The sequence below is a fragment of the Pseudomonas sp. 20-5 genome, from assembly GCF_056782835.1.
This window is the reverse complement of sequence record NZ_CM165584.1, coordinates 5,452,971-5,477,647: the sequence shown is the minus strand read 5'-3', so window position 1 is coordinate 5,477,647 and position 24,677 is coordinate 5,452,971. Positions and strand designations below refer to the sequence as shown.

The window sequence follows — 24,677 nt, the reverse complement described above, 5'->3', positions numbered from 1 at the left end:
CTCTACCGCCGCCAGGAAGCCATGCCATGCAAGGACGCACACCGCTGCTGGAAACCCTCCGCGAACTGGAATGCGAGATTCGCCTGCTCACCGTCTATGCCCGCGAGTGTTGCGACTGCTACGAGATCCTCAGGCGCAAGCTCGACCGTCTGAGCGGACTGATCGGGGAGGATTGCAGCCGGGCGCAGTGGCAGGCCGATTCGGACGATCCTGCGTTGCAGGCGCTCGGCCTGCGCCTGCGCGACGCGGCGGTGCAGGCCCTCTGCGAACTGGAGAAGCACCTTTGCCAGGGCGTGCTGCATGAACCCGGCGAGATGGGCCGCTACCTGGGTAGCCTGCTGGAATCCATCCGCGGCGAACTCGACAGCGCCGGGATAGATGCCGATGCACGGGTCCTGTTCGTCGGCTCCGGTGCCCTGCCGACCTCGGCCCTGGTGCTGGCGCGGGAGGTCGGCGCACATTTGTGCTGCCTGGACATCGACGAGGAGGCCCTGGGCTATGCCCGCGAGATCGCCCGCTGCCAGGGGCTGGAGGCGCGCATGCAGTTTTCCTCGCTGCCGCCGGCGGAACTGGCGTTTTCCCGCGATGCCACGCATTTCCTGATCGCTTCGCTGGTGCAGCAGAAAAGCGCGGTACTGGCGCAGATCCGCCAGGTCATGCGCGCCGACGCCAAGGTCCTGCTGCGTCACGGCAGCGGTATCAAGGGACTGTTCAACTACCCGGTTGAGCCGGCCGAACTGGAGGGCTGGCGGGTTTGCGCGGAGCGGGTCAGCCAGCCGCTGTACGACACCCTGATCCTGGAGAAGGCCGGTCGATGAACGCCGCTGATGAGAGCCTGGGCAACGTCCTGCTGGTCGGTCTGGGCGCGGTGGCGATCCAGGTCGCGCTGGACCTGCGCCGCCACGGTGCCGGTCGCCTCGGCGCGCTGAACCATCCCGGCCGGCGCAGCCAGCGGATCGCCGAGGCCCTGGCGCGCGGCGCCTGCCTGCAACTGGAAGGGCAGGGGCAGCATCGCTGGCTGTCCGGCAACGCCGCGCTGGACGTCTTCCACCAGGACCCCGCTGAGCTTCGCGACGATTGGCAGACCCTGGTGCTCTGCGTGCCGGCCGACAGTTACCTGGACGTGGTCCGCGGGTTGCCCTGGGAGCGACTCGGCGGGGTGCGCACGCTGCTGCTGGTGTCCGCCTTCATCGGCGCCAACCTGCTGGTGCGCAGCGCCCTGCCGGCGGGGTGCCAGGCGACCGTGCTGAGCCTGTCCAGCTACTACGCGGCGACCAAGGTGATCGACGAGACACAACCGCTGCGGGCCCTGACCAAGGCGGTCAAGCGCAGGGTCTACCTGGGTTCCAGCCGGCCGGACTGCCCGGCGCGGGAGACCTGGCGGCGAGTCCTGGCCGGCAGCGGGGTGGAGGTGGTACCCCTGGCGACGCCGGAAGCGGCGGAGGGCCGCAACGTCACCACCTACGTGCACAGTCCGTTCTTTCTCGGCGAGTTCGCCCTCGCCCGGATACTTTCCGAGCAGGGGCCACCCGGTTTCATGTACAAGCTCTACCCGGAGGGACCTATCACCCCCGGGGCCATCGGCGCCATGCGGCGGCTGTGGTGCGAGCTGAGCGAACTGTTGCGGCGGATGGGCGCCGAGCCGTTGAACCTGCTGCGGTTCCTCAACGACGACAACTACCCGGTGCACGAGACGATGCTGCCGCGCGCGGCCATCGACGGCTTCGCCGAGGCCGGCGCCGAGCGCCAGGAATACCTGCTGTTCGTGCGCTACGCGGCGTTGCTGGTCGATCCGTTCTCTCCGGCCGACGAGCAGGGTCGCCACTTCGACTTTTCCGCCGTGCCGTTCCGCCGCGCCAGTCGCGACGAAGACGGACTCTGGCGGCTCCCGCGGGTGCCGCTGGAGGACTATCGCAAGCTGGCGCTGATCGTCGCGCTGGCCGCCCACTTCGACCTGGCCATGCCGCAGGCGCGCAGCCTGTTGGCGAGCTACGAGAACGCCGTGTCCCGATTCATCGATTGCCAAGGAGCGAGCCAGTGCCATCCAAGCCTGTATCCGATCGACAGCCGTCCGGAGGCGGACGCCATCTATCGCCAATGGTGCTCGACCTGCTGAAGAGCGGGGTGCTGCTGGCGGTGCTGGCGTCCTTCACCTTCAGCGTGATGAACGCCCTGGTCAAGGAAGCCAGCGCCACCCTGCCGGCTGCCGAGATCGTGTTCTTCCGCAGCGCCATCGGTACCCTGCTGATCTATCTGCTGATGCGCCAGGCCGGTGTCGCCCTGTCGCGCCAGGGCGTGCCGATGCTGCTGGTGCGCGGGGTGATGGGGGCGCTGTACCTGGTCTGCTATTTCTACGCCATCGCCCATATCCCGCTGGCGGACGCGAGCATCCTGGCGCACATGTCGCCGTTCTTCGTCATCCTCTTCTCCGCGCTGTTCCTCGGCGAGCGGATTCCCCGGGCGGTCTATTGGCTGTTGCTGGTGGTGGTGCTCGGCGCGCTGATGATCGTCAAGCCGTTCAGCTATTCCAGCTACTCGGTATACGCCGTTGTCGGCTTGCTCAGTGCGGTGTTCGCCGCCGGTGCCTCGGTGGCGATCCGCCAACTGAGCGCGCGGCACCATACCTACGAGATCGTCTTCTACTTCCTGGCGGTGGCCACCCTGGTGGCCATCCCGCTGATGTGGAACGACTTCGTGGTGCCGGCGACGCTGCGCGAGTGGGGGCTGCTGCTGGCCATCGGGGTCGTATCGCTACTCGGCCAGGTGTTCCTAACCCGCGCCTTCAGTCACGAGAGCGCGACCATCGTTGCGGTGACCCGCTATATCGGCATCGTCTTCAACGCCGGCTGGGGCTGGCTGTTCTGGAGCGAGGTGCCGGACGCACTGACCATCGCCGGCGGCGTGCTGATCGTGGTGGCGTGCATCGCGCTGTCGCGGACGAAGAAGGGCTGAGCCTCCGGCGCGACCAGCTCCCGCTGCTTCGCGCCGGACCGCGCCTAGAGTACGTAGCGCCAGATCGCCACGAAGTGGAGGAGGCTGCCGGCGATCACGAACAGGTGCCAGATGCCATGCCAGTGGCGGAAGCGGTGGTCATAGGCATAGAAGACGATCCCTACGGTATAGAGCACGCCGCCGGCCGCCAGCCAGGTGAAGCCGGCGCTGCCGAGGGCGGCGAGCAGCGGTTTCACCGCGATCAGCACGATCCAGCCCATCACCGCGTAGATCACCACCGACAGCACTCGCGCCTCGGAGCGTGGCTTGATCTCCTGGAGCATGCCGAGTACCGCCAGGCCCCAGACGATGCCGAACAGCGTCCAGCCCCAGGGACCGCGCAGCGTGACCAGGCAGAAAGGCGTGTAGCTGCCGGCGATCAGCAGGTAGATGGACAGGTGGTCGAGCTTGCGCATCACCACCTTCGCTCGCCCGCGCACGCTGTGGTAGGCGGTCGAGATGCTGTAGAGCAGCGTCAGGGTGACGCCGTAGACGCCGACCCCGACGATCTTCCACGGACTGCCGTTGAGGCTCGCCTGGACCGTCAGCCAGACGGCGCCGGTACAGGCGGCGACCGCACCGATCAGGTGGGTCCAGGCATTGAGTCTTTCACCGTGATACATGACGCATGATCCTCCCGCGATGGACAACGCCATGGTAGGGCATGTCGGGGTGGTGTGGGTCCTGACCTTTTATTGGCGTTTTCCGTGACGGTTGCATGAAGGTTTTCCTCATCCCTCCCTGCTCGTTGGAACGGATAAAGGCTTGACGGTTTTAATTATGGTCATAATATTAATTGTGTAATATAAACAGCCGCTGTCAGCGGTCAGGCTTTTTTCCAGCGAGAACCCACATGAACGAACAGATTGGCAATGGCGTCGCCCTGGTCACCGGCGCCTCTTCCGGAATCGGCGCGACCTACGCCGAGCACTTGGCCCGCCGTGGCCACGACCTGTTGCTGGTGGCGCGCGACCGGCAACGCCTGGAAGCCCTGGCGGATCGACTTCGCCAAGCCCACGGGGTCAGGGTGGAGATCCTGCGCGCCGACCTGTCCGAGCGCGACGATAGGTTGCGGGTCGAGCGACGGTTGCGCGACGACGCCTCGATCGCGTTGCTGGTGAACAACGCCGGCGTGGCGATGAACGGTCCGCTGACCGATGCCGACATGGACCGGGCGGAGCGGATGATCGCCCTCAACGTAGTGGCCCTGACCCGCCTGGCTGCCGGCGCGGCGGAGGGGTTCCGCCGGCGTGGCGGCGGCGCCATCGTCAACCTTGGTTCGGTGGTGGCGCTGGCGCCGGAGTTGTTCAATGCCGTCTATAGCGCGACCAAGGCCTACGTGCTGAGCCTGAGCCAGTCGCTGCAGCACGAGCTGGCCGGCAGCGGCGTTTACGTCCAGGCGGTGCTGCCCGGCGTCACCCGTACCGAGATCTGGGAGCGCAGCGGCGCCGGAATCGCCGGGATTCCCGCGGAGATGGTGATGGAGGTCGAGGATCTGGTGGAGGCAGCGCTGGTCGGTTTCGATCGGCGTGAAGCGGTGACCATCCCGTCGTTGCCGGATGCGGCCGATTGGCAGGCGCTGATGACGGCGCGGGCCAGGCTCGCGCCCAATCTGTCGCGGCAGCGGCCGGCCGAGCGCTACCTCGGCTGAGGCCCTAGCGCTCCATCTGCTCCAGCAGCTTCTTGCGCGTCGCTTCCAGTATCCGTTGCGACAGCGCCTCATCCTGCACGCTGCGCGACAGTTGCAGCGCGCCGACCAGCGAAGCGAGCAGCAGCACGGCGCGCTCGCCTGCGTCCTCGCCCTCCAGGGCCGCTTCGATCATCGCCAGGCGCTTGCGCACGATGCTGTCGGTGGTCGGGCTCGGCGTGCCGCGCTGGCCGAGTTCCGCCGACAGGGTCGGCAACGGGCAGCCGGCGCCGGGGTTATCGCGGTGACGCGGCGACAGGTACTGCTCTATCAGCAGCGCCAGCGGTCGTTCCGCCTCCGCCAGGGGCGCGGTGATTTCGTCGAGTTGCGCCGCGGCATGCCGCAACGCGGTTTCCACCAGGTCGTCCTTGGACTTGAAGTGCGCGTAGAAGCCTCCATGGGTCAGGCCCAGGGCCTTCATCAGCGGTTGCAGCCCGGTGGCGCCGACGCCGTCCTGGCGGAACAGCCGGGCAGCCTCCTCGACGATACGCCGGCGGGTCTTCTGCTTGTGGTCTTCGGGATAACGCATGGCTTCGATACCTTGGAATGCAGGTCGTCATCTTAACGCCTGGCGAAGCCGCGTTCATCCGGCCATGTGCAGGACCAGGCAGGTGGTCGAGCCGACGGCGTAGAGACGGTCGTCGACATCGTACAACCGGCCCTCGGCGACCGCCGTCGAGCGGCCGAGGTGCACCACCCGGCCTTCGGCGCGCACCGGGCCGACCTTGTCGGTCAGCGCGCGCAGGTAGCTGATCCGCAGGTCGGTGGTGGTATAGCCCTGGCCGGCCTGGAGCCGGGTATGGATCGCGCAGCCCATGCAGGAGTCCAGCAGCGACGCGGCGTAGCCGCCGTGCACGCTACCCAGCGGATTGTAGTGGCGGCGGTCCGGGGTGCCCTGGAACAGGAAGCGCCCTTCGGACCACTCGATGGGAACGAAGTCGACCAGTTCGCCGTAGGGCGGACAGGGCAGTTGGCCGCTGCCGATGCGGTCGAAGAACTCCTGCGGGGAGAGCGCGGCGACTTGCGCCAGCTCCAGGGTTCCGCTGGCGCCGAGGCGGGCGCGGGCGGCCCGCTCGGTGGCGATCCAGGCGTTCAGGCGATCTTCGCGGCCGGGCTGTTCCATGGTAGTGCTCCTGTCGTGGTGGGAAAGGGTTGCAGGAAAATTACGGTCATCATATAAGCTTTGCATGACGAGCGAAATACAATCGCTTTCGGTCCCTCTACGCGGCGTTTCCTCTATTTGCGCCGGCGTCGCCTACGCTGAGGGGGCCGTGGCGGGACAACCGAGGAGCAGGATGATGGAAAGCTATGACGTGATCGTGATCGGCGCCGGTCCGGGGGGCTACAACGCTGCCATTCGCGCCGGCCAGCTGGGCCTGAAGGTGGCCTGCGTGGAGGGTCGCGAAACCCTCGGCGGGACTTGCCTGAACGTCGGCTGCATGCCGTCCAAGGCCCTGTTGCACGCCTCGGAGCTATACGCCGCGGCGAGCGGCGGCGAGTTCGCCCGGCTCGGCATCCGGGTCAGCCCGGAACTGGACCTGGCGCAGATGATGAAGCAGAAGGACGAGAGCGTCGCCGCCCTGACCCGTGGCGTCGAATTCCTCTTCCGCAAGCACAAGGTGCAGTGGATCAAGGGCTGGGCGCGCTTGCAAGGCGAGGGCCGGGTCGGCGTGGCCCTTGCCGACGGCGGCCACGCGCAACTGGAGGCGCGCGACATCGTTATCGCCACCGGTTCGGAACCGGCGCCGCTGCCCGGCGTGCCTGTGGACAACCAGCGCATCCTCGACTCCACCGGCGCCCTGGAGTTGGTCGAAGTGCCTCGCCACCTGGTGGTGATCGGCGCCGGCGTGATCGGCCTGGAGCTTGGTTCGGTCTGGCGCCGGCTGGGCGCACAGGTCACGGTGCTGGAGTACCTCGAGCGGATCTGCCCGGGGCTGGATGGGGAAACCGCAAGGACCCTGCAGCGCGCCCTGACCCGCCAGGGCATGCGGTTTCGCCTCGGCACCCGCGTGGTCGCCGCGCGCAGTGGCGAGCAGGGCGTCGAACTCGACCTGCAACCGGCCGCCGGCGGCGCTACGGAATCGCTGCAGGCGGACTACGTGCTGGTGGCCATCGGCCGGCGCCCCTATACCGAAGGACTGGGGCTGGAGACGGTCGGCCTGGCCAGCGATCGTCGCGGCATGCTGGAGAATCAGGGACAGCGCAGCGCGGCGCCGGGCGTCTGGGTGATCGGCGACGTGACCTCGGGACCGATGCTGGCGCACAAGGCCGAGGAAGAGGCGATCGTCTGCATCGAGCGGATCGCCGGGCATGCGGCGGAGATGAACGCCGAGGTGATTCCGTCGGTCATCTACACCCAGCCGGAAGTGGCCAGCGTCGGCCTCGGCGAGGAGCAGCTGCAGGCGGCGAGGCGCGAGTACAAGGTCGGACGCTTCCCGTTCAGCGCCAACAGCCGGGCGAAGATCAACCACGAGAGCGAAGGCTTCATCAAGATCCTCTCCGATGCCCGCAGCGACCAGGTGCTCGGCGTGCACATGATCGGGCCGGGCGTCAGCGAGATGATCGGCGAAGCCTGCGTGGCCATGGAGTTCAGCGCTTCGGCGGAGGACCTCGCGCTGACCTGCCATCCGCATCCGACTCGCTCCGAGGCGCTGCGCCAGGCGGCGATGGACGTGCATGGCCGGGCCATGCAGAACTGAGGGCTCAGCCGCGCATGCCGAAGCCGCGCGCCATCAGCGTAGCCAGCAACGGAATGACCAGCAGCAGGAGCAGTTGCAGGCGCACCGCCAGGACCACCCGCCGGCCCCGGGCCGGCGTCACCGCCGGCACTTCGCCGGCCTTGAGGGCGCCGCGCCAGCCAAGGAAGGTAACGGTCGGCAACAGCGAGACCAGGGCCGCGAGGACGAATAGCCCGACCTTGGCGTGGAACAGACCATTGTGCAGGTAATAGTCGACGCCCTTGCCGTACCACAGCACCCGCGCCAGCCCGCTGGCCAGTACCGCCAGGGCGCAGAGGCCGTAGCCGCGGTCGATCGCCGCCAGGCTGCGGGCGCGCTCCAGGTCCAGCGGCAGGCGCAGCAGGCGGTGCTGCAACACCAGCAGGGCGAACAGCAGGAAGATCGACAGGTAGTGCAGGTAGGCGACGATTGCCTGGGCCATGGCGGCGCTCCTCGGGGTGGGATGGGCACAGTCAAGCAGACCCCGGGCCAATGTGCCTGACGGCGCTTCCGGTATTCCCCGAGAATGCGTCTAGAATCGAGCTGGCCATTTTCCGGAGCCCGCCATGACCCCGCTGACGCCCGAGCAGACCCATGCCTACCTGCACCATATCGGCATCGACGATCCCGGTCCGCCGAGTCTGGCGAGTCTCGACCGACTGATCGACGCGCATCTGCGCCGGGTCGCCTTCGAGAACCTCGACGTGCTGCTCGACCGTCCCATCGAGATCGACGCCGACAAGGTTTTCGCCAAGGTCGTCGAGGGCAGCCGCGGTGGTTATTGCTTCGAACTCAACTCGCTGTTCGCCCGCCTGCTGCTGGCCCTCGGCTACGAGCTGGAACTGCTGGTGGCACGGGTACGCTGGGGACTCCCGGAGGACGCGCCGCTGACCCAACAATCGCATCTGATGCTGCGTCTGTACCTGGCGGAGGGCGAGTTCCTGGTGGATGTCGGCTTCGGCTCGGCCAATCCGCCGCGAGCACTGCCTTTGCCGGGCGACGAGGCGGACGCCGGACAGGTGCATTGCGTGCGCCTGGTCGACCCGCACGCCGGTCTCTACGAAAGCGCCGTGCGCGGTCGCAGCGGCTGGCTGCCGCTGTACCGCTTCGACCTGCGCCCGCAGTTGTGGATCGATTACATCCCGCGCAACTGGTACACCTCGACCCACCCGCACAGCGTGTTCCGCCAGGGCCTGAAGGCCGCCATAACCGAGGGCGACCTGCGCCTGACCCTGGCCGACGGGCTGTTCGGCCAGCGCGCCGGCAACGGCGAGACGCTGCAGCGCCAACTGCGCGACGTCGAGGAACTGCTGGACATCCTGCAGACCCGTTTTCGCCTGCGCCTCGACCCGGCCTCCGAAGTGCCGGCGCTGGCGCGACGGCTGGCGGGACTGATCTCCGCCTGAGCGCTTTTGGCCGGTGTCTTTTCGCCGGACTCCTGCGGGAATTTTCCGATGTTCCATAGAAGCCTGAACGAAACGGCTTTTTCGGTTGACCTCGTCTGGCAAGAGGTCTATAAAACCCCCGCCCGCAGAGCCGGGCACTTTCTTTCCCCCTACGAAGAGAGCCATGGACAGTATTCCCAGTAGTCGTCGCCCGGCCCAGCAGATGCCGGCTGGTGCGATGACCCAAACCAACGCACGACGGAACCCGCAACGGGTCGGTCGGTTGAGCGGCATCCTGGGCTGACCCACTGCTTCTCACCCGTGTCCGGCACGCCGGGTACAGGTGAGTCATGAACTTCGAGAATTCGGTATCCCCCGGCGTATCCGCCTTCGTGGCGAAGATGCGCGTGCGCGCCGCGCAGTCCCCCGGCGCGATCCTTCCCGGCCACGGCCATCCTGCGAGCCTCGCCTGGCGTGTCGACCCGGCCGGCGGTCGCCTGGAGTATCGCCGCCTGGAGACGCAGGTCGAAGAGAACCCTGAGAGCGGTCGCCGCCCGATGCGCGGCTGACGCTTTCTCCTGCCCAACCCTTCGCACAAGGAGCCTGCCATGGACGAACCACCAAGTCGGCCTGCTGCGTGCCGCCTGAGCGGCCGCGCGCAGTGGGCCTCACCCGGACAAGCCGAACATTCTTCCCACCGATCGCGAACATCGCGACCCGGCACGCCTTTGCCTGTCACCTGACCGGCAACCGACTCGTGTCGCCGTCGCGCAGCTCGCGACAGGAGACCGAGTCATGAGCGTAGCGACCCAACGCAATACCCAGCTCGATACCGAGCGCCGCAACGACCGACTGTCCATGCGCGCCGCCCGCGAAGCGCAGAACAGCCTGGAAACCACCCTCACCAACGTCCGCGGTCGCCAGGATGGCCTCGACCAGGCCGAGGCCGCCGCCCGGCTGCACGCCGACGGCCCCAACGAAGTGGCCCACGACCGTCCGCCACACGTCCTGGTGCAATTGCTGCAGGCGTTCAACAACCCCTTCATCTACGTGCTGATGACGCTCTCTGCGATCAGCTTCTTCACCGACTTCTGGCTGCCCCTGCAGGACGGTGAGGAAACCGATCTCACCGGCGTCATCATCGTCCTCTGCATGGTCCTGGTCAGCGGCCTGATGCGCTTCTGGCAGGAATACCGTTCGGGCAAGGCCGCCGAGGCGCTCAAGGCCATGGTGCGGAACACCGCCACCGTGCTGCGCCGCGACGAGCGCGGGATGCGCGGCGAGCTGCGGGAAATCCCCATGGGCGAACTGGTGGTCGGCGACATCGTGCGCCTGTCCGCCGGCGACATGATCCCCGCCGACATCCGCCTGATCGAATCGCGCGACCTGTTCATCAGCCAGGCCGTACTCACCGGCGAGGCGCTGCCGGTGGAGAAATACGACACCCTCGGCGCGGTCCGCGAGAAGTCCGCCAAGCGGATCGCCGCCGACCAGCAGGACCTGCTCGAACTGCCGAACATCTGCTTCATGGGCACCAACGTGGTCAGCGGCACGGCCACCGCGGTGGTGGTTGCCACCGGTGCGCGCACCTATTTCGGTTCGCTGGCCCGTTCCATCGTCGGTTCGCGGGCGCAGACCGCCTTCGACCGTGGGGTGAACAGCGTCAGTTGGCTGCTGATCCGCTTCATGCTGGTGATGGTGCCGATCGTGCTGCTGATCAACGGTTTCACCAAGGGCGACTGGACCGAGGCGTTCATGTTCGCTCTCGCCGTGGCGGTCGGCCTGACCCCGGAAATGCTGCCGATGATCGTCAGCGCCAACCTGGCCAAGGGCGCGGTGGCGATGTCGCGGCGCAAGGTGGTGGTCAAGCGCCTCAACGCGATCCAGAACTTCGGCGCCATGGACGTGCTCTGCACCGACAAGACCGGCACCCTGACCCAGGACCGGATCATCCTCGAGCATCACGTCGACGTTGCCGGCCGGCGCTGCGACCGGGTCCTGCAAATGGCCTGGCTGAACAGCTTCCACCAGTCCGGGATGAAGAACCTGATGGACCGCGCGGTGGTCGCCTTCGTCGAACAGAACCCGCGCATCACGCCGTCGGATGCCTGGCGCAAGGTCGACGAACTGCCCTTCGATTTCGTCCGTCGGCGTCTCTCGGTGATCCTCGAGGGCAAGGACGGCGAACACCTGCTGGTGTGCAAGGGCGCGGTCGAGGAAATGCTCGAGATCGCCACCCGCGTGCACCAGGACGGTGTCGACCTGCCGCTCGACGAGGAACGCCGCCGGGCCCTGCTGGCGCTGGCCGAGCAATACAACCGCGACGGCTTCCGCGTGCTCCTGCTCGGCACCCGCAGCCTCTCGCGCACGGAGTCCCAGGCCCAGTACGGCGCCAGCGACGAGCGCGACCTGGTGATCGCCGGCCTGCTGACCTTCCTCGATCCACCGAAGGAAACCGCCGGCCCGGCCATCGCCGCGTTGCGCGAGAACGGCGTGGCGGTGAAGGTGCTCACCGGCGACAACCCGGTGGTCAGCGCGAAGATCTGCCGCGAGGTCGGCCTGGACGTCGGCGAGCCGCTGCTCGGTCGCGACATCGACCTGATGGACGATGCCACCCTGCAACGCCTGGCCGAGGAGCGCACGGTGTTCGCCAAGCTGACGCCGCTGCAGAAGTCGCGAGTGCTCAAGGCCCTGCAGGGCAACGGACACACCGTTGGCTTCCTCGGCGACGGCATCAACGACGCCCCCGCGCTGCGAGATGCCGATGTCGGCATCTCGGTGGACAGCGGCACCGACATCGCCAAGGAATCGGCCGACATCATCCTCCTGGAAAAAAGCCTGATGGTCCTGGAGGAGGGCGTTATCAAGGGCCGCGAGACCTTCGGCAACATCATGAAGTACCTGAACATGACTGCCAGCTCCAACTTCGGCAACGTGTTCTCGGTACTGGTGGCCAGCGCCTTCATCCCCTTCCTGCCGATGCTGGCGATCCACCTGCTGCTGCAGAACCTGATGTACGACATCTCCCAGCTGTCGCTGCCGTGGGACAAGATGGACAAGGAGTTCCTCGCCAAGCCGCGCAAGTGGGACTCGAAGAACATCGGTCGCTTCATGGTCTGGATCGGCCCGACCTCGTCGATCTTCGACATCACCACCTACGCGCTGATGTGGTTCGTGTTCGCCGCCAACAGCCCGGAAATGCAGTCGTTGTTCCAGTCCGGCTGGTTCATCGAGGGCCTGCTCTCGCAGACCCTGGTGGTGCACATGCTGCGTACCCAGAAGATTCCCTTCATCCAGAGCACCGCGGCGCTGCCGGTGATGCTGATGACCGGGCTGGTGATGGCGCTGGGCATCTACGTGCCGTTCTCGCCGCTGGGGGCGATGGTCGGCCTGCAGCCGCTGCCGTGGGAGTACTTCCCCTGGCTGGTGGGCACGCTGCTCTGCTACTGCGTCACCGCGCAGACCATGAAGACCCTCTACATCCGCCGCTTCGGCCAGTGGTTCTGAGCGATCGGCCGGGCTTCGTCCCGGCCTTTCCCGGCGCGTCGGCAAGCCTCGCCGCGCCGCGCAACGCACACCGGACCCACGCATGGAGAGACGCATCATGACCCTGCACGACCGGCGCCCGCGGGCGCCCCTTTTCCAACCGCTGCCGGCCGCGCTGCGACGCGCCCTGTCCTGGCGCCTGGGCTTCGTCGCCGCCGCGCTAGCCTGCGTCCTGCTGCTGGCGCTGCTGTCCGAGGCTCGCGCCGCGGGCGGCGCCTACCGGGTCGACGACAGCGAGATCGACCCCGTCGGCGAATGCAACCTGGACGCCTGGCACCAGCGCGAACGCCACCACGGCAACCGCTACCAGTCGGTGCTGTCGCCAGCCTGCACCTTCTCCGCCCTACCATCGGTGCAGCTCGGCGCGGCGCTGGTGCGCGAGGGCGACGCAGGCGATCGGCACAGCCGCCTCAGCCCCGAGCTGAAGACACCGCTGCTGGCCCGCGACGACCTCGGCCTGGCGTTGGCCTTCGCGCTCTCGGCGGATCTCTACCTGGACCGCCGGCACGCCTTCGAAGGCGCCGGCTTCAACCTGCCGCTGAGCTACCAGCCGTTCGAGGCCCTGCGCCTGAACGCCGGGGTCGGCCTGGGGCATGCCTACGCCGAGGGCGAGCGCCGGCATCGCTGGAACTGGGGCATGGGCATGGAATACCGCGTTGGCCAGCCGTTGACCCTGATCGCCGAACGCTTCGGCGAGTCGGCCGGCGACAGCGGCTGGCAGGCCGGACCGCGGCTGCACCTGGGCGAACGGCTGGACCTCGATCTGCTGGTCGGCGGCCACCTGCGCGGCGAGCGCGAGCGATGGCTGGTCTCGGGAGCGACCTTGCGTTTCTGAGCCCAAGGGCGTGCCGCGCTGCGGCGCGCTCCTCCACCGAGGAAGCAGCCATGAACGTCGTACGCAAATGCCTGGGCGCGTCTCGCCGCGCGCTCTGTGGCCTGGCAGCACGGCTGCTGGCAAAGGCCGCGCACCTGCTGATGGTGGTCAGCGTGCGCGCATACGCCAGCGGCCGCCTGAGCCAGGTCGAAGTGAAATACCTGCTGGACTGCTCGAGCGCGCTCAACCGTGCATCGCTCAGGCTGGCCATGGGTCAATGAGCCCGTTCCCTTCACGATCCATTCCGAACCGGGAGTTCCGCCATGCTGGGAACCATCCTCCTGATCAACCTGGCCGGTGCCGTGGCCCTCCTGTTGTGGGGCACGCACATGGTCTCCAGCGGCGTGCTGCGCGGTTTCGGCACTGTGCTGCGCAACTGGCTCGGCCGCCACCTGGGCAACCGCTGGCTGGCCCTGCTCGCCGGGCTCGGCATCACCGGCCTGCTGCAGAGCAGCACCGCCACCAGCCTGATGGCAGCGTCCTTCACTGCCAGTGGCACCCTGGGCCTGGCGCCGGCGCTGGCAGTGATGCTCGGCGCCAACGTCGGCACCACCCTGGTGGTGCAACTGCTCAGCTTCGACACCTCGTTGCTGGCGCCGCTGGCCCTGCTGTCCGGCCTGCTGCTGTTCCGCCTGGGCGACGGTCCACGCCTGGAGAGCCTTGGCCAGTGCCTGATCGGACTCGGCCTGATGCTCCTGGCGCTGGCGTTGCTCGGCCATTCCCTGCAGCAGATCGAGGCCTCGCCAGCCTTTGTCGCGGTGATCCACGGCCTCGAAGGCGATCCGCTGATCGCCCTGCTGCTCGCCGCGCTGCTGACCTGGGCCTGCCATTCCAGTGTCGCGGTGGTACTGCTGGTGGCGTCCCTGGCCCAGGCCGGACTGGTCTCGCTGCCCATCGCCCTGGCCCTGGTGCTCGGTGCCAACCTCGGCGGCGCCTTGCCGGCGCTAGGGGTGGCCGGTAGCCGGGTGGCGCGGCGCCTGCCGTTGGGCAACCTGCTGGTGCGCCTGCTCGGTTGCCTGCTGGTGCTGCCCTGGCTGACGGCGCTGGCGCAACCGGCCAACGCACTCGGCGGTGCGGCGGCGGTCTGGTTCCACAGTGCTTTCAACCTGGCCCTGGCACTGCTGGCGATCGGCTTCACCGGACCCCTTGCGGCGCTGCTCGCGCGCCTGTTGCCGGAAGAGGCACAGTCCGACGAGCCGGGCATGCCGCGCTACCTCGACGAAGCCGGGCTGGAGGTGGCCAACATCGGCCTGGCCAACGCTACTCGCGAAGTCCTGCGGCTGGCCGACATGGCCAGTCTGATGCTGCGCGCCACCAGCGGCCTGTTGCAGCGACCGGAGGCGAAGGTGGCGGCGGAAATCCGTCGCCAGGACCAGGCCCTCGACCAGTTGAGTGCGGCGATCCGCGCCTACCTGGCAGACCTCGGCCAGGACGGCCTCGGCGACAGCGACGCCGATCGTGCCCAGGAAATCCTCCTGTTCGCCATCAACATCGAGCACATCGGCGATCTCGTCGCCAACAGCCTGCTGCCCCTGGCGATGCGCTGGGCCGGGCGCAGCCGCGCCGGCAGCGAGTTCGAGCTGGGCCGCATGCTGCCGTTGCAGGCGGCGATCGAGGAGAGCCTGCACCTGGCGATCAGCGCGTTCCTTCGCGAAGACCTGGACGCCGCGCTGCGCCTGGTGGCGCGCAAGAAGTTGCTGCAGCGACTGGAGGCCGATGCCAGTCGCGAGCGCTTCCGTCGCCTGCGCGACGATCGTGGTGCCTGGGTGGAGTCCGGTGACGTGTTCCAGCGCATTCTCCGCGACTACCGACGCATCCACCATCATGTCACCGCCCTGGCCTATCCGCTGCTCGAACGCAGCGGCATCGATCCGATGGCGAAGCGGCCGGACGAGCCAGGGCAAGGGGAGGGATCGGCATGCGCCTCCTGATCTGCGCCGGACGCCATTTCAAGGACGCCGAACGCCTGCGCCTGGCGCTCGACCAGTGCCACGGCCTGCAACCGGTGGCGCTGCTCGGCCACCTGCTGCATGCCGGCAGCGGCCTGCCGGACGAGGCCGAGCGCTGGTGCCGCGAGCGTGGCGCGGATTCGCGCACCTACGATTATCCGGAGCGCAGTGGCAGCGACAACGCCCTGCGCGAGTATGGCGAGGCCGTCTTCGGCGATGCCGCGCCGGACCTGGTGCTGGTGTTTCCCGGTGGGCGCCTGGCCAGCGAACTGGTACAGGTCGCGCACGCTGGCGACGTCCCGCTGATGCTCGCCTATCGCCCGCTGTCGGCGCCCTGAGCGGCGAACCAGCCATCGCGGCGGGTCAGGCGCCAGCCGTAGGCGGCCAGGACCAGCCCGCGCAGCAGCATGAAGGCGAGGAACGCCAGCCATAGCCCGTGGTTGCCCAGCCCCTGCAACAGCCAGCCGAGGGGCAGGCTGGCGGCCACCGCGACGAGCATCGCGTTACGCATCTCGCGGGCGCGGGTGGCGCCGATGAACAGGCCGTCGAGCAGATAGCTCCACATCCCCAGCAGCGGCAGGCAGGCCAGGTACGGCAGATAGGCGTAGGCGACTTCGCGGACGCCGGCGATGTCGCTCTGCAGGTCGATGAACAGGTGGCCGAACAGGGCGAACAGCGCGGCGAACGCCAGGCTTGCCAGCAGCGACCAACCACCGGCCACCACCAGCGCGCGGCGCAGGGCAGTTCGGTCGCGGGCGCCGATGGCGTGGCCGCAGAGCGCCTCCACCGCGTGGGCGAGACCGTCGAGGGCGTAGGACGTCAGGAGCAGGCCGTTGAGCAGCAGGGCGTTGGCGGCTACCGTGGCGTCGCCGAGGCGGGTGCCCTGTACGGTGAGCAGGAAGAACACCAGTTGCAGGGCCAGGCTGCGGATGAAGATATCCCGGTTGACCATCAGCAGCGGCAGCCAGGACAGCCAGTGGCGCAGGCGTTGCCACTGCGCCCGCCCGGGGCGCCGGGCCAGGTCGCGGCGGGTCAGGGCCAGGCCGAGCAGGGCGCCGCTCCATTCCGCCAGCACCGAGGCGCGGGCCGCGCCTTGCACGCCCCAGTCGAGGCCGTGGACGAACCAGAGCACCAGGGCGATGTTGCTCAGGTTGGTGGTCAACAGGATCGCCAATGGCGCCCGTGCGTTCTGCGTGCCGAGGAACCAGCCGACCAGTGCGTAGCTGGCCAGGGCCGCCGGCAGGCCGAGCAGGCGGGTATGGAAGAAGGCGCGGGCCTCGCCGGTCAGTTCCGCCGACGGTTGCATCAGTTGCAGGGCCCAGCCGCTCAGGGGCAGGGCCAGCGCGCCGAGCAGCAGGGCCAGGAGCAGCGCCATGCCCAGGCCCTGGGCGAGGATCAGGCGCAGCGCGCCGCCATCGTCGCGGCCGGCGGCCTGGGCGGCGAAGCCGGTGGTGCCCATGCGCAGGAAGCCGAGCACGCCGACCATCAGGGTGTACAGGCTGCCGCCCACGGCTACCGCGCCGAGCTGGTAGGCGTGCGGCAGGTGGCCGACCACCGTGCTGTCCACCAGGTGCACCAGGGGAACGGAAACGTTCGACAGAATCATCGGCCCGGCCAGCGCCCAGACCCTGTGGTGGGTCGGGGCGTGGCGCCAGGCATCGCGCAACAGGCTCATGGGGTCCTCCGGATCGGCCGGGCAGTATAGCGACGGCGGCGAGGCCTGCGGAAAACCCGTTTTTCATATCCGGTAACAGACCTCTGCCTGCCGTGTATTCCTTGTCCGACGCGGCTTCCAGGCCTGCCGCGGGGAACCCTGCGAAAACCTGTCAGGAAGCTTGCGCAGCGCTAACCGCGGGGCTTTGCGCACCTTCCTAGAATGCCGGCGTCGGTTGTTTCCAGAGGAAGCCATGCATGCTCCTGGGGCGTTTCGTCTCGGTCGGCGCCGGTGCCACCGCCGTTCATTACCTGGTGCTGACCCTCCTGGTCGAGGGCTTCGCCGTCGGCGCCGCCGTGGCCGCCGCGACGGGAGCAGGCTGCGGGGCTCTGGCTGCCTACCTGGGGCATCGCTGGAAGACTTTCCGCCACCGTGGCCCGGTGTTCCGTTCGCTGCCGCGCTTCTTCGCCGTCAGCCTGCTTTGCGTACTCGGCAACGCCGTCCTGGTGTTGCTGCTCGGCGACCTCGCCGGACTCGACTACCGCCTGGCCCAGCTCGCCGCGACCGGCGCACTGCTGTTGGCGACCTATCACCTTCATCGACTCTGGACCTTCTCATGATGATCGAACCTTCCCTGGCGTCGAAGCTCGAGGCCCCCTGCCTGCTCAGCGTGGTAGTGCCGGTGTTCAACGAGGAGGCGGTGCTGCCGGCCTTCCACCAGCGCCTGGGCGCCGTGCTCGGCGACCTTGGCGACGATTGCGAGGTGCTCTATGTCGACGACGGCAGCACCGACCGCAGCGCGGCGATCCTCGCCCAGCTACAGGCCGCCGACCGCCGGGTGGGCGTGGCCCGCTTCACCCGCAACTTCGGCAAGGAACAGGCGATGAGCGCCGGGCTCAAGCTGTCGCGCGGCGCCGCGGTGATCGTCATCGATGCCGACCTGCAGGATCCCCCGGAACTGATCCCGCAGATGCTCGACGCCTGGATCGGCGGCGCCGAAATGGTCAACATGCGCCGCCGCAGCCGGGCCGGCGAAAGCTGGCTGAAGCGCGCCTCGGCGAGCGCCTTCTACCGGCTGATCAACCGCCTCAGCGAGGTGCCGATCCCGCGCGACGTCGGCGACTTCCGCCTGCTCGACCGGCGGGTGGTCGATGCCCTTTGCGAGCTGCCGGAAGGCAATCGCTTCATGAAGGGGCTTTTCGCCTGGGTCGGTTTCCGCCAGGTCGATATCGCCTATAGCCGCGCCGCCCGCGTCGCCGGCCACAGCAAGTGGCGCTACTGGCGGCTGTGGAACTTCGCCCTGGAAGGCATCACCGGGTTTTCCACCGCGCCGCTGAAGGTCGCCGGCTACCTCGGCCTGCTCAGCCTGTTGGCGGCCCTGGCGACCCTGCTCGCCGGGATCTTCGGCCAGCAGGAGATCCACGAACACTGGCCGGTGATCGCCGCGCTGTTCCTGATCGGCGGCCTGCAACTGCTGGCCATCGGCGTGTGCAGCGAATACCTCGGGCGGATGACCATGGAAGCGCGGCGCCGCCCGCTCTACCTGATCGACCGCTACCTGCCGGCGCAGGTCGGCGGGGCCAATCCGTGAGGGCGCTGCGCGGCTGGCCGCTGGCCTGGTTCCTGCTCGCCCTGGCCTTCGCCATCCGCCTGCTGAGCCTGGGCAGCTATCCGCTGATGGACACCACCGAGGCCCGCTATGGCGAGGTGGCGCGGAAGATGGCCGAACTGGGCGACTGGATCACGCCCTGGTACGACGTCGGCGTGCCGTTCTGGGGCAAGCCGCCGCTGGCCTTCTGGCTCAGCGCCGGCGGCCAGCTTCTGCTCGGCGCCAACGAGTTCGCCAGCCGCCTGCCGCACTGGTTGCTGGGCGTGCTGGTGCTGTGGCTGGTATGGGACTGGCAGGCTCGCGAAGATCGTCGGCAGGCGCGGATCGCCTGCGTCCTGCTGGGCAGTTCGGCGCTGTTCTTCGTCGCCTCCGGGGCGGTAATGACCGACATGGCCCTGGCCCTGGCGCTGGTCCTGGCCATGCGCGGCTTCTGGCTGGGCCTGCATGGCGCGGAGGGAATCCGGCGCCGCGAGGGCTGGCTGATGTTCCTCGGCCTCGGCCTCGGGCTGCTGGCGAAGGGGCCGCTGACGCTGATCCTCGCCGGACTGCCGATCGGCCTGTGGACCTTGCTGGAGTGGCGCTGGCGCGCGCTCTGGCGGGGCCTGCCATGGATCCGCGGAAGCCTGCTGATGCTCCTGGTGGCCGCGCCCTGGTACCTGCTGGCGGAGTTGAAGACGCCGGGCTTCCTCGAGTACTTCCTGCTCGGCGAGCATTGGCAGCGCTTCGTCACCGCCGGCTGGGACGGCGACCGTTACGGCAATGCCCACGCCTATCCCTACGGCAGCGTCTGGCTGTTCCTGCTGGCCGCCGCGTTTCCCTGGAGCCTCTGGCTGCCGCTGCTGCTCTGGCTGGGCTGGCGCCAGCGCGGGGAGGTGGTCGATGGCGTCGCCTCGCGCAGGCGCTACTGGCTGTTCTGGGGACTGGCGCCGTGCCTGTTCTTCACCTTCGCCGGCAACGTCCTCTGGACCTACGTGCTGCCCGGCCTGCCGGCCCTGGCGTTGCTCGCCGCCGACCTGCTGCGCGCGCCGCTGGCGCGCAGCGCCTGGCTGCGGCGTGGCGGGTTGGCTTGCCTGGCACTGACCCCATTGCTGTTCGCGCTGTTCCTCGGCTCCCTGCTGCTGGGCTCGCGCGCCGAGCAGAAGTCCACCGCCGCGCTGCTGGCCAGCGACGCCGGCTGGCGCGAGCGGCCGCTGGTGTTCTGGCCGAAGCGGCCGTACTCGGCAGTGTTCTACAGCGGCGGGCGGGCGCAACGGGCGGAGGACAGCGAGCTGGCCGGCTGGTTGCGTCGCGACGCCCTGCTGGCGATCCGCTCGCGTTCGTTCGGCGCCTTGCCCGACGAGGTGCGCCAGCGCTTGCGCTGCCGGCCGCCGGTGGGACAGTACCAGTTATGCCAGGGCGTGGCGCCGCCTGGCTGAGACTACCTCGGCCGGTAGGCGCAGTAGCCGGGACGCGGGCCGATGCGCGGGTGGTTGCGGCAGGTGTCCGGGCGGCGGGCATAGATGGTGCATAGGCGGGTCTTGCGGTCGAGGTACAGGCAGTCGCCGTTGGCCATGCGGGTGAGGGTGAAGATCTCGCGCTTGTGGTTGAAGTGCTCGATCACGCCATCCTTTTCCAGTCGCTTGGCGATTCGCTTGGCCGGCTCCTCGCGCTCGAACTCGTCGACCAGTCGCATGCGGATCAGGTCGTCGATGCGCACTTCCACCGGCAGCGTGCAGCAGGTCGCGTTGCACTCGCCGCACAGGCCTTCGCGGTATTTCACCCAGGTATCCAGGCGGTCGGGGTCGGCGGCGGCGAGCGGGATTTTCTTCATCGGCGGGCGGGTGCGGGGAAAACGGGCGCGCAATGATAGTGGCTGCGCGCCCGTTGCGCTCGTCCGGGCGATGAGCGTCAGTGCCGTGGGTCCTCCCGCCATACCGGCCGGTCCTGCTCGTCCAGTGCCCAGTGCGCGGTGCCGGCGCGCAGGCATACGCCGCCGACCCAGCGTTCGGGGGCGCCGAGGTCGAGGCGGTAGCGCCGCCCGGCCAGGACCTCGCGGCCCGCAGCGGTCAGGGCCAGCGGCTGGCGTTCCCAGGGCAGTTCCGGCGCCGGCGTGCGCAGCAGCGCGCCGGGCTCTTCCAGCAGCGCGCGGAGCAGGACGCGGAACATCAGGTCGCCGAGATAGGGCAGCGGCTCGCGCCGTGCGGTCAGCTCGGCGAAGACCTGGCCGGCGCTCGGCCGCTCGCCGTCGCGGACGATCTCCAGGGTCAGCCGTTCGCTCAGCGACAGGCCGTCGCGCAGGGCCGGCAGTTCATGCAGTTGCCGACGCAGCGCCGGCCCCAGCAACGGTAGCGCCGGGGTCGGCGCGGCGGCCAGTTGCGCCCAGCGCAGTGGCGCCGGATCGCGGTAGGCGTCCCAGGCCGCGCGGGCCAGCGCCAGGGCTTCGGCGTCCAGCGGGCGACGCTGGGTCCATAGCCAGGCGAGCAGCTCAGGCGCCAGTTGGCCGATGCCGACGAAGCGCTCGACGCCTGGCACGCGGTCGATCTCGATCAGTTCCAGGTGCTCCGGCGGCGTCTGCATTCCTGCCAGCACCCGGACCAGGAACAACTGGTCGTAGGCATCCGCCTCGCACCAGAGCGCCACCCGCGAGTATTCGCCGAGCCGCTCGAGCCCGGCGTATTCCTGGCGCTGGCGGGCCTGGGCGTCGGCCGGGTCGAGGTCGAAGGCGCGGCTCAGGTAGTCGCTGCGCAGGGCGAGGAACTCGGGCAACGGCAGGTTCGGCACCGGTCCCATGGTCAGCGGGTCGGCGAACATCCGGAAGTCGCCGCGAAAGCCGGCGAGCTTCAGGCCGTGGGCGATGTCGTTGCCGCAGCGCAGGTGCAGGGTCGCGGCCTCATCGCCGCCGACCAGATCGGGGTGGCGGCTGGCGAAGGCGATGGCGTCGACATGCGCCTTGAGTCGCGGCCAACTGGCGAAGCCCAGTTCGCGCGCCACCTGCCACTGGGCGTCGGCCAGGCGCGGCTCCTGCCCCGGAAGCCCTGTACGGCTGGCCGGGTCGCGGCGCCACTGGCGCAACAGCTCCTTGGCGCGCTTGCGTTGCTGTTCGAGATTGATCCGGCCGTCGCCGAGAGTGCGGGAAAAGGACATACGATCTCCTCTGCAGCCTTGTCCGCCATCAGGCCTGGAGTCGCATGCGCGATGCTTGGGGTGGATCGCCTGGGCGCTGCCCTTTCCGCGGACGGGAGGCGTGGAGAACGCCGAGGCCGACTATAGGCCGGCCGACGCGTCCGCGGCAAGACGCACTCAGCCCTTGCGGATCATCCAGATGCCGGCGCCGATCAGTGCCAACCCGCCCAGCTTCAGCGCGCTGATCGGTGCCTCGCGGAAGCCGGCCCAACCGAAGTGGTCGAGGCTCATGGCCATGCCCAGCTGGCCGGCAAGCACCAGCACCATGAACATCAGCGCGCCGATGCGCGGTGCGGCGAAGGCGGCGATGAAGATGAAGAACATGCCGAGGAAACCGCCGCACCAGTGCCACCAGCTCAGCCCGCGCAATGCCGCCAGGCCGGGAAACTCGCGCTGCGAGAGGGTCAGGGCGAGCAACCCGAGGGTGCCGACGAAGAACGAGATCAGTGCCGCGGCGAGGACGCTGGACACCTGCTTGGCCAACTGGCCGTTGATCCCCGCCTGCAGCGGCAGGCAGGCGCCGGCGAGCAGGGGCAGGACGAACAGCCACCAGGGTGGAGTGGGCATGCAAGACTCCTGGAACGATGACGGCGAGCGCGCCCCGCGCATGGCGAGGGACGGGCCGGAGTGGTACGGGGAGTCGCACAGTATGCACCAGGCGGGGGCGGAGGAGGAAAACGCGAGACCCCATCGCACGCCCTCGGATTCCGCCCGGCGGGTAACCGCGAGCGGTTGTTCGCCCTACGGCAGCCATACCGCCAGCGGCGTTATCCCCCTACAAGCGCGCCGCCAGCATGGCCCCCTCGCGAATCGCCCGCTTGGCATCCAGTTCCCCTGCCACCCGCGCCCCACCGATCAGGTGGAAGCGCAGGCTTTCCGCCGCCTGGCTGATCTGCAACTCGCGCAGCGGCTCCTGGCCGGCGCAGATCACCACGTTGTCCACCTCCAGCCAGCGTTCCTCGCCGTCGACGCGGATCAACAGGCCGCGTTCGTCGATCTTCAGGTACTCCACCCCGCCGAGCATGCGTACGGCGTTGTGCCTGAGGTGTGCGCGGTGTACCCAGCCGCTGGTCTTGCCGAGCTGCGCGCCGGGAGCGCCGGGCTTGCGCTGGAGCAGCCAGACCTGGCGCGCCGGCCGCGTCGGAGCGGGTTCGCGGAGGCCGCCGGGCTGGCTGTTGTCGAGGTCCACGCCCCATTCCGCGAGCCATTCGCCGAGCGCCCGCGGCTGGCCGTCGCTGGGCGCGGCGACGAGGAAGGCGGCGACGTCGAAGCCGATGCCGCCGGCGCCGACGATGGCGACCCGCGCGCCCACCGGCGCGCCGCGCAGCACGTCCACGTAGCTGAGTACGGTCGGTCCGCCGATGCCGTCGATCCTTGGCCGGCGTGGCTGGATGCCGGTGGCCACCACCACGTCGTCGAACTGACCGTCCAGCTCGCCCTGGCGCACCCGGTGGCCGAGGCGCAGGTCGACGCCGAGGCGTTCCAGACGCACGCGGAAGTAGCGCAGGGTTTCGCGGAACTCCTCCTTGCCGGGAATCCGCTTGGCCAGGTTGAACTGCCCGCCGATTTCCCCGCTCGCCTCGAACAGGCTGACCCGATGCCCGCGCTCGGCGGCCACGCAGGCGGCGGAGAGCCCGGCGGGGCCGGCGCCGATCACCGCGATGCGCTTCTGCGTGCGCGCCTTGCGGTAGCGCAATTCGGTCTCGAAGGCCGCCCGCGGGTTGACCAGGCAGGTGGCGCGGCGGTTGGCGAAGGCATGATCGAGGCAGGCCTGGTTGCAGGCGATGCAGGTGTTGATCTCCTCGGCCCGGCCGGCGCCGGCCTTGGCCACGAACTGCGGGTCGGCCAGCAGCGGCCGGGCCATCGACACCAGGTCGGCCTTGTCGGTGGCGAGCAGGGATTCGGCGACCTCGGGGGTGTTGATCCGGTTACTGGCGATCACCGGCACCTTCAGCTCGTGGCGCAGCCGTGCGCTGACCTCGGCGAAGGCCGCGCGCGGCACCGAGGTGACGATGGTCGGCACGCGCGACTCGTGCCAGCCGATGCCGGTGTTGAGCAGGGTGATTCCGGCTTCCTCCAGGGCCAGGGCGATGCGCCGCACCTCGTCCCAGGTATTGCCGCCCTCGACCAGGTCGAGCAGCGACAGGCGATAGCAGAGGATGAAGCGTTGGCCGACGATCCGCCGGATGCCGCGGACGATCTCCAGCGCCAGGCGCATGCGGTTTTCCAGCGGGCCGCCCCACTGGTCGTCGCGGCGATTGGTGCGCGGGCAGAGGAACTGGTTGAGCAGGTAGCCTTCGCTGCCCATCACCTCCACGCCGTCGTAGGCGGCGGCCTTGGCCAGCCGCGCGCAACGGACGAAGGCGCGGATGGTCTTGCGGATGCCGCGCTCGGAGAGCTCGCGCGGGGTGAACCAACTGATCGGCGACTTCAACGGCGAGGCGGACACCGCCATCGGGTGGTAGCCATAGCGCCCGGCGTGGAGGATCTGCAGCAGGATCTTGCCGCCCTCGGCATGCACCGCCTGGGTCAGGCGACGATGGGCGGGCACCTCCAGGGCGCTGGTGAGGCTGCTGCCGAAGGGCAGCAGCCAACCTTCGCGGCAGGGCGCGAAACCGCCGGTGACGATCAGCCCGACGCCGCCCCGGGCACGCTCGCGGTAGTAGGCAGCGAGCTTGCCGAAGTCCCACAGACGATCCTCCAGCCCGGTGTGCATCGAACCCATCACCACGCGGTTGCGCAGACGGGTGAAGCCCAGGTCCAGCGGGGCCAGCAGGTGAGGATAGGGAGCGGCGGCGAGCGGCGGGTAGGGGTTGCGCATGGCGCGGTTCCGGTAGCCAGGGACGCTTCACCATAGGAAGTTGCGCCGCCGCCGAATGCGGCCCGCTTGCCGGAACCGCCAGGCATTTCGGTCAAGCCGGCGGACTGGCTGATCGGATAGGTGCTCGCTGCGCTGCACCGCTGTGGCCCCGGGTGACAGGCGTCGAAAGCTCTCCGACAGCACTTGCGGCGCGGCGGGCGGAATGGGAACGGCGGCGCTGTTACCCGGGGTAATGGCGTGCGCCGGAAGCCCAACTTAAGCACGGCTCGACGCCTTTGGCGG

Annotated in this window: 24 protein-coding genes; 15 read left to right on the top strand and 9 right to left on the bottom strand. The window is 68.9% G+C overall.

The genetic code is table 11. The annotated features are described in order from the left end of the window. The first annotated feature begins 26 nt into the window (after positions 1-26). Genes cntL through cntI form a run of 3 tightly spaced genes read left to right on the top strand, consistent with a single transcriptional unit; the run spans position 27 to position 2,952 of the window. Positions 27-818: a pseudopaline biosynthesis protein CntL gene (gene cntL, locus AC1RB9_RS25320; protein WP_003457249.1), complete on the top strand. Its 792-nt coding sequence runs from the start codon at positions 27-29 to the stop codon at positions 816-818. Further along, a complete protein-coding gene (gene cntM / locus AC1RB9_RS25315) occupies positions 815-2,116 on the top strand; it encodes a pseudopaline biosynthesis dehydrogenase CntM (protein ID WP_003457246.1) in 1,302 nt (433 codons plus the stop codon). The genes cntL and cntM overlap by 4 nt, the downstream gene beginning before the upstream one ends. Beyond that, on the top strand, positions 2,098-2,952 hold the full coding sequence (gene cntI / locus AC1RB9_RS25310) for a pseudopaline transport inner membrane protein CntI (protein WP_003104336.1): 855 nt from the start codon (positions 2,098-2,100) through the stop codon (positions 2,950-2,952). Before cntM ends, cntI begins: the two co-directional genes overlap by 19 nt. A 44-nt stretch (positions 2,953-2,996) precedes the next feature. Here the strand turns inward: cntI and trhA are convergent, their stop codons facing one another. Further along, on the bottom strand, positions 2,997-3,614 hold the full coding sequence (trhA, locus tag AC1RB9_RS25305) for a PAQR family membrane homeostasis protein TrhA (protein WP_003095352.1): 618 nt from the start codon (positions 3,612-3,614) through the stop codon (positions 2,997-2,999). A gap of 230 nt (positions 3,615-3,844) precedes the next feature. On the opposite strand from trhA, the gene AC1RB9_RS25300 reads away from it, so the two are divergent. After that, positions 3,845-4,642 (top strand): SDR family NAD(P)-dependent oxidoreductase, encoded by a 798-nt coding sequence (locus AC1RB9_RS25300; RefSeq protein ID WP_003457242.1) that lies wholly within the window; start codon positions 3,845-3,847, stop codon positions 4,640-4,642. 4 nt (positions 4,643-4,646) lie between these two features. Here AC1RB9_RS25300 and AC1RB9_RS25295 read toward each other — a convergent pair whose 3' ends face one another. Continuing rightward, entirely contained in the window at positions 4,647-5,207 is a 561-nt protein-coding gene (locus tag AC1RB9_RS25295; protein ID WP_003112334.1) for a TetR/AcrR family transcriptional regulator, read from the bottom strand. Between the two features lie 54 nt (positions 5,208-5,261). After that, a complete protein-coding gene (locus AC1RB9_RS25290) occupies positions 5,262-5,801 on the bottom strand; it encodes a PaaI family thioesterase (protein ID WP_003095346.1) in 540 nt (179 codons plus the stop codon). Between the two features lie 172 nt (positions 5,802-5,973). Here AC1RB9_RS25290 and lpdA point away from each other — a divergent pair, with 172 nt between their 5' ends. Further along, entirely contained in the window at positions 5,974-7,377 is a 1,404-nt protein-coding gene (gene lpdA / locus AC1RB9_RS25285; protein WP_003095344.1) for a dihydrolipoyl dehydrogenase, read from the top strand. A 4-nt stretch (positions 7,378-7,381) separates the two neighbouring features. Here the strand turns inward: lpdA and AC1RB9_RS25280 are convergent, their stop codons facing one another. Continuing rightward, the gene (locus AC1RB9_RS25280) at positions 7,382-7,837 is read right to left on the bottom strand and encodes a DUF2214 family protein (RefSeq protein ID WP_003104329.1); all 456 of its coding nucleotides are present in this window, start codon (positions 7,835-7,837) and stop codon (positions 7,382-7,384) included. A gap of 124 nt (positions 7,838-7,961) precedes the next feature. Here AC1RB9_RS25280 and AC1RB9_RS25275 point away from each other — a divergent pair, with 124 nt between their 5' ends. From AC1RB9_RS25275 to AC1RB9_RS25245, 7 genes are all read left to right on the top strand, one after another. Continuing rightward, a complete protein-coding gene (locus tag AC1RB9_RS25275; protein WP_003095340.1) occupies positions 7,962-8,801 on the top strand; it encodes an arylamine N-acetyltransferase family protein in 840 nt (279 codons plus the stop codon). A gap of 329 nt (positions 8,802-9,130) precedes the next feature. After that, positions 9,131-9,349 carry a hypothetical protein gene (locus AC1RB9_RS25270; protein WP_003095337.1) on the top strand — a complete coding sequence of 73 codons (219 nt, stop codon included), beginning with the start codon at positions 9,131-9,133 and terminating at the stop codon, positions 9,347-9,349. A 226-nt stretch (positions 9,350-9,575) separates the two neighbouring features. Further along, positions 9,576-12,287, top strand: a complete 2,712-nt coding sequence (mgtA, locus tag AC1RB9_RS25265) for a magnesium-translocating P-type ATPase (RefSeq protein ID WP_003095335.1) — start codon at positions 9,576-9,578, stop codon at positions 12,285-12,287. A gap of 97 nt (positions 12,288-12,384) precedes the next feature. Next, a complete protein-coding gene (locus tag AC1RB9_RS25260; protein ID WP_003457236.1) occupies positions 12,385-13,161 on the top strand; it encodes a hypothetical protein in 777 nt (258 codons plus the stop codon). Positions 13,162-13,211: 50 nt separating this feature from the next. After that, positions 13,212-13,421: a hypothetical protein gene (locus AC1RB9_RS25255; RefSeq protein ID WP_003104324.1), complete on the top strand. Its 210-nt coding sequence runs from the start codon at positions 13,212-13,214 to the stop codon at positions 13,419-13,421. A gap of 42 nt (positions 13,422-13,463) precedes the next feature. After that, a complete protein-coding gene (locus tag AC1RB9_RS25250; protein WP_003104322.1) occupies positions 13,464-15,131 on the top strand; it encodes a Na/Pi cotransporter family protein in 1,668 nt (555 codons plus the stop codon). Beyond that, the gene (locus AC1RB9_RS25245; RefSeq protein ID WP_003457233.1) at positions 15,119-15,487 is read left to right on the top strand and encodes an SLOG family protein; all 369 of its coding nucleotides are present in this window, start codon (positions 15,119-15,121) and stop codon (positions 15,485-15,487) included. Before AC1RB9_RS25250 ends, AC1RB9_RS25245 begins: the two co-directional genes overlap by 13 nt. Here AC1RB9_RS25245 and AC1RB9_RS25240 read toward each other — a convergent pair. Further along, positions 15,463-16,824 (bottom strand): MATE family efflux transporter, encoded by a 1,362-nt coding sequence (locus AC1RB9_RS25240; protein ID WP_003111808.1) that lies wholly within the window; start codon positions 16,822-16,824, stop codon positions 15,463-15,465. The two genes, AC1RB9_RS25245 and AC1RB9_RS25240, sit on opposite strands and share 25 nt — an antisense overlap. A 236-nt stretch (positions 16,825-17,060) precedes the next feature. Between AC1RB9_RS25240 and AC1RB9_RS25235 the strand changes: the two genes are divergently transcribed. Genes AC1RB9_RS25235 through AC1RB9_RS25225 form a run of 3 tightly spaced genes read left to right on the top strand, consistent with a single transcriptional unit; the run spans position 17,061 to position 19,827 of the window. Further along, a complete protein-coding gene (locus tag AC1RB9_RS25235) occupies positions 17,061-17,423 on the top strand; it encodes a GtrA family protein (RefSeq protein WP_003116095.1) in 363 nt (120 codons plus the stop codon). Next, a complete protein-coding gene (locus AC1RB9_RS25230) occupies positions 17,420-18,394 on the top strand; it encodes a glycosyltransferase family 2 protein (protein ID WP_003116094.1) in 975 nt (324 codons plus the stop codon). The genes AC1RB9_RS25235 and AC1RB9_RS25230 overlap by 4 nt, the downstream gene beginning before the upstream one ends. Beyond that, complete coding sequence (locus AC1RB9_RS25225; protein WP_003162670.1) at positions 18,391-19,827, top strand: ArnT family glycosyltransferase; 1,437 nt, start codon at positions 18,391-18,393, stop codon at positions 19,825-19,827. Before AC1RB9_RS25230 ends, AC1RB9_RS25225 begins: the two co-directional genes overlap by 4 nt. Positions 19,828-19,829: 2 nt before the next feature. Here the strand turns inward: AC1RB9_RS25225 and AC1RB9_RS25220 are convergent, their stop codons facing one another. The 4 genes from AC1RB9_RS25220 to AC1RB9_RS25205 form a co-directional block, all read right to left on the bottom strand. Then, a complete protein-coding gene (locus AC1RB9_RS25220) occupies positions 19,830-20,324 on the bottom strand; it encodes a YkgJ family cysteine cluster protein (RefSeq protein WP_016852173.1) in 495 nt (164 codons plus the stop codon). After that, positions 20,300-21,535 (bottom strand): DUF1835 domain-containing protein, encoded by a 1,236-nt coding sequence (locus tag AC1RB9_RS25215; protein WP_003123520.1) that lies wholly within the window; start codon positions 21,533-21,535, stop codon positions 20,300-20,302. The genes AC1RB9_RS25220 and AC1RB9_RS25215 overlap by 25 nt, the downstream gene beginning before the upstream one ends. A gap of 156 nt (positions 21,536-21,691) precedes the next feature. Next, the gene (locus AC1RB9_RS25210) at positions 21,692-22,141 is read right to left on the bottom strand and encodes a DMT family transporter (protein WP_003095321.1); all 450 of its coding nucleotides are present in this window, start codon (positions 22,139-22,141) and stop codon (positions 21,692-21,694) included. Positions 22,142-22,349: 208 nt separating this feature from the next. Next, a complete protein-coding gene (locus AC1RB9_RS25205; protein WP_003116092.1) occupies positions 22,350-24,395 on the bottom strand; it encodes an NADPH-dependent 2,4-dienoyl-CoA reductase in 2,046 nt (681 codons plus the stop codon). Between the last annotated feature and the right edge of the window lie 282 nt (positions 24,396-24,677).

Bases quoted from the DNA above. Each gene is read 5' to 3' on its own strand.
- AC1RB9_RS25255 (WP_003104324.1), top strand. From the start codon at position 13,212: ATGAACGTCGTACGCAAATGCCTGGGCGCGTCTCGCCGCGCGCTCTGT.
- AC1RB9_RS25280 (WP_003104329.1), bottom strand. From the start codon at position 7,837: ATGGCCCAGGCAATCGTCGCCTACCTGCACTACCTGTCGATCTTCCTG.
- AC1RB9_RS25300 (WP_003457242.1), top strand. From the start codon at position 3,845: ATGAACGAACAGATTGGCAATGGCGTCGCCCTGGTCACCGGCGCCTCT.
- AC1RB9_RS25260 (WP_003457236.1), top strand. From the start codon at position 12,385: ATGACCCTGCACGACCGGCGCCCGCGGGCGCCCCTTTTCCAACCGCTG.
- AC1RB9_RS25220 (WP_016852173.1), bottom strand. From the start codon at position 20,324: ATGGCGGGAGGACCCACGGCACTGACGCTCATCGCCCGGACGAGCGCA.
- trhA (WP_003095352.1), bottom strand. From the start codon at position 3,614: ATGTATCACGGTGAAAGACTCAATGCCTGGACCCACCTGATCGGTGCG.
- AC1RB9_RS25275 (WP_003095340.1), top strand. From the start codon at position 7,962: ATGACCCCGCTGACGCCCGAGCAGACCCATGCCTACCTGCACCATATC.
- AC1RB9_RS25270 (WP_003095337.1), top strand. From the start codon at position 9,131: ATGAACTTCGAGAATTCGGTATCCCCCGGCGTATCCGCCTTCGTGGCG.
- lpdA (WP_003095344.1), top strand. From the start codon at position 5,974: ATGATGGAAAGCTATGACGTGATCGTGATCGGCGCCGGTCCGGGGGGC.
- AC1RB9_RS25230 (WP_003116094.1), top strand. From the start codon at position 17,420: ATGATGATCGAACCTTCCCTGGCGTCGAAGCTCGAGGCCCCCTGCCTG.
- cntL (WP_003457249.1), top strand. From the start codon at position 27: ATGCAAGGACGCACACCGCTGCTGGAAACCCTCCGCGAACTGGAATGC.
- AC1RB9_RS25290 (WP_003095346.1), bottom strand. From the start codon at position 5,801: ATGGAACAGCCCGGCCGCGAAGATCGCCTGAACGCCTGGATCGCCACC.
- AC1RB9_RS25205 (WP_003116092.1), bottom strand. From the start codon at position 24,395: ATGCGCAACCCCTACCCGCCGCTCGCCGCCGCTCCCTATCCTCACCTG.
- AC1RB9_RS25240 (WP_003111808.1), bottom strand. From the start codon at position 16,824: ATGAGCCTGTTGCGCGATGCCTGGCGCCACGCCCCGACCCACCACAGG.
- AC1RB9_RS25235 (WP_003116095.1), top strand. From the start codon at position 17,061: ATGCTCCTGGGGCGTTTCGTCTCGGTCGGCGCCGGTGCCACCGCCGTT.
- cntM (WP_003457246.1), top strand. From the start codon at position 815: ATGAACGCCGCTGATGAGAGCCTGGGCAACGTCCTGCTGGTCGGTCTG.
- AC1RB9_RS25210 (WP_003095321.1), bottom strand. From the start codon at position 22,141: ATGCCCACTCCACCCTGGTGGCTGTTCGTCCTGCCCCTGCTCGCCGGC.
- cntI (WP_003104336.1), top strand. From the start codon at position 2,098: ATGGTGCTCGACCTGCTGAAGAGCGGGGTGCTGCTGGCGGTGCTGGCG.
- AC1RB9_RS25250 (WP_003104322.1), top strand. From the start codon at position 13,464: ATGCTGGGAACCATCCTCCTGATCAACCTGGCCGGTGCCGTGGCCCTC.
- AC1RB9_RS25245 (WP_003457233.1), top strand. From the start codon at position 15,119: ATGCGCCTCCTGATCTGCGCCGGACGCCATTTCAAGGACGCCGAACGC.
- AC1RB9_RS25295 (WP_003112334.1), bottom strand. From the start codon at position 5,207: ATGCGTTATCCCGAAGACCACAAGCAGAAGACCCGCCGGCGTATCGTC.
- AC1RB9_RS25215 (WP_003123520.1), bottom strand. From the start codon at position 21,535: ATGTCCTTTTCCCGCACTCTCGGCGACGGCCGGATCAATCTCGAACAG.
- mgtA (WP_003095335.1), top strand. From the start codon at position 9,576: ATGAGCGTAGCGACCCAACGCAATACCCAGCTCGATACCGAGCGCCGC.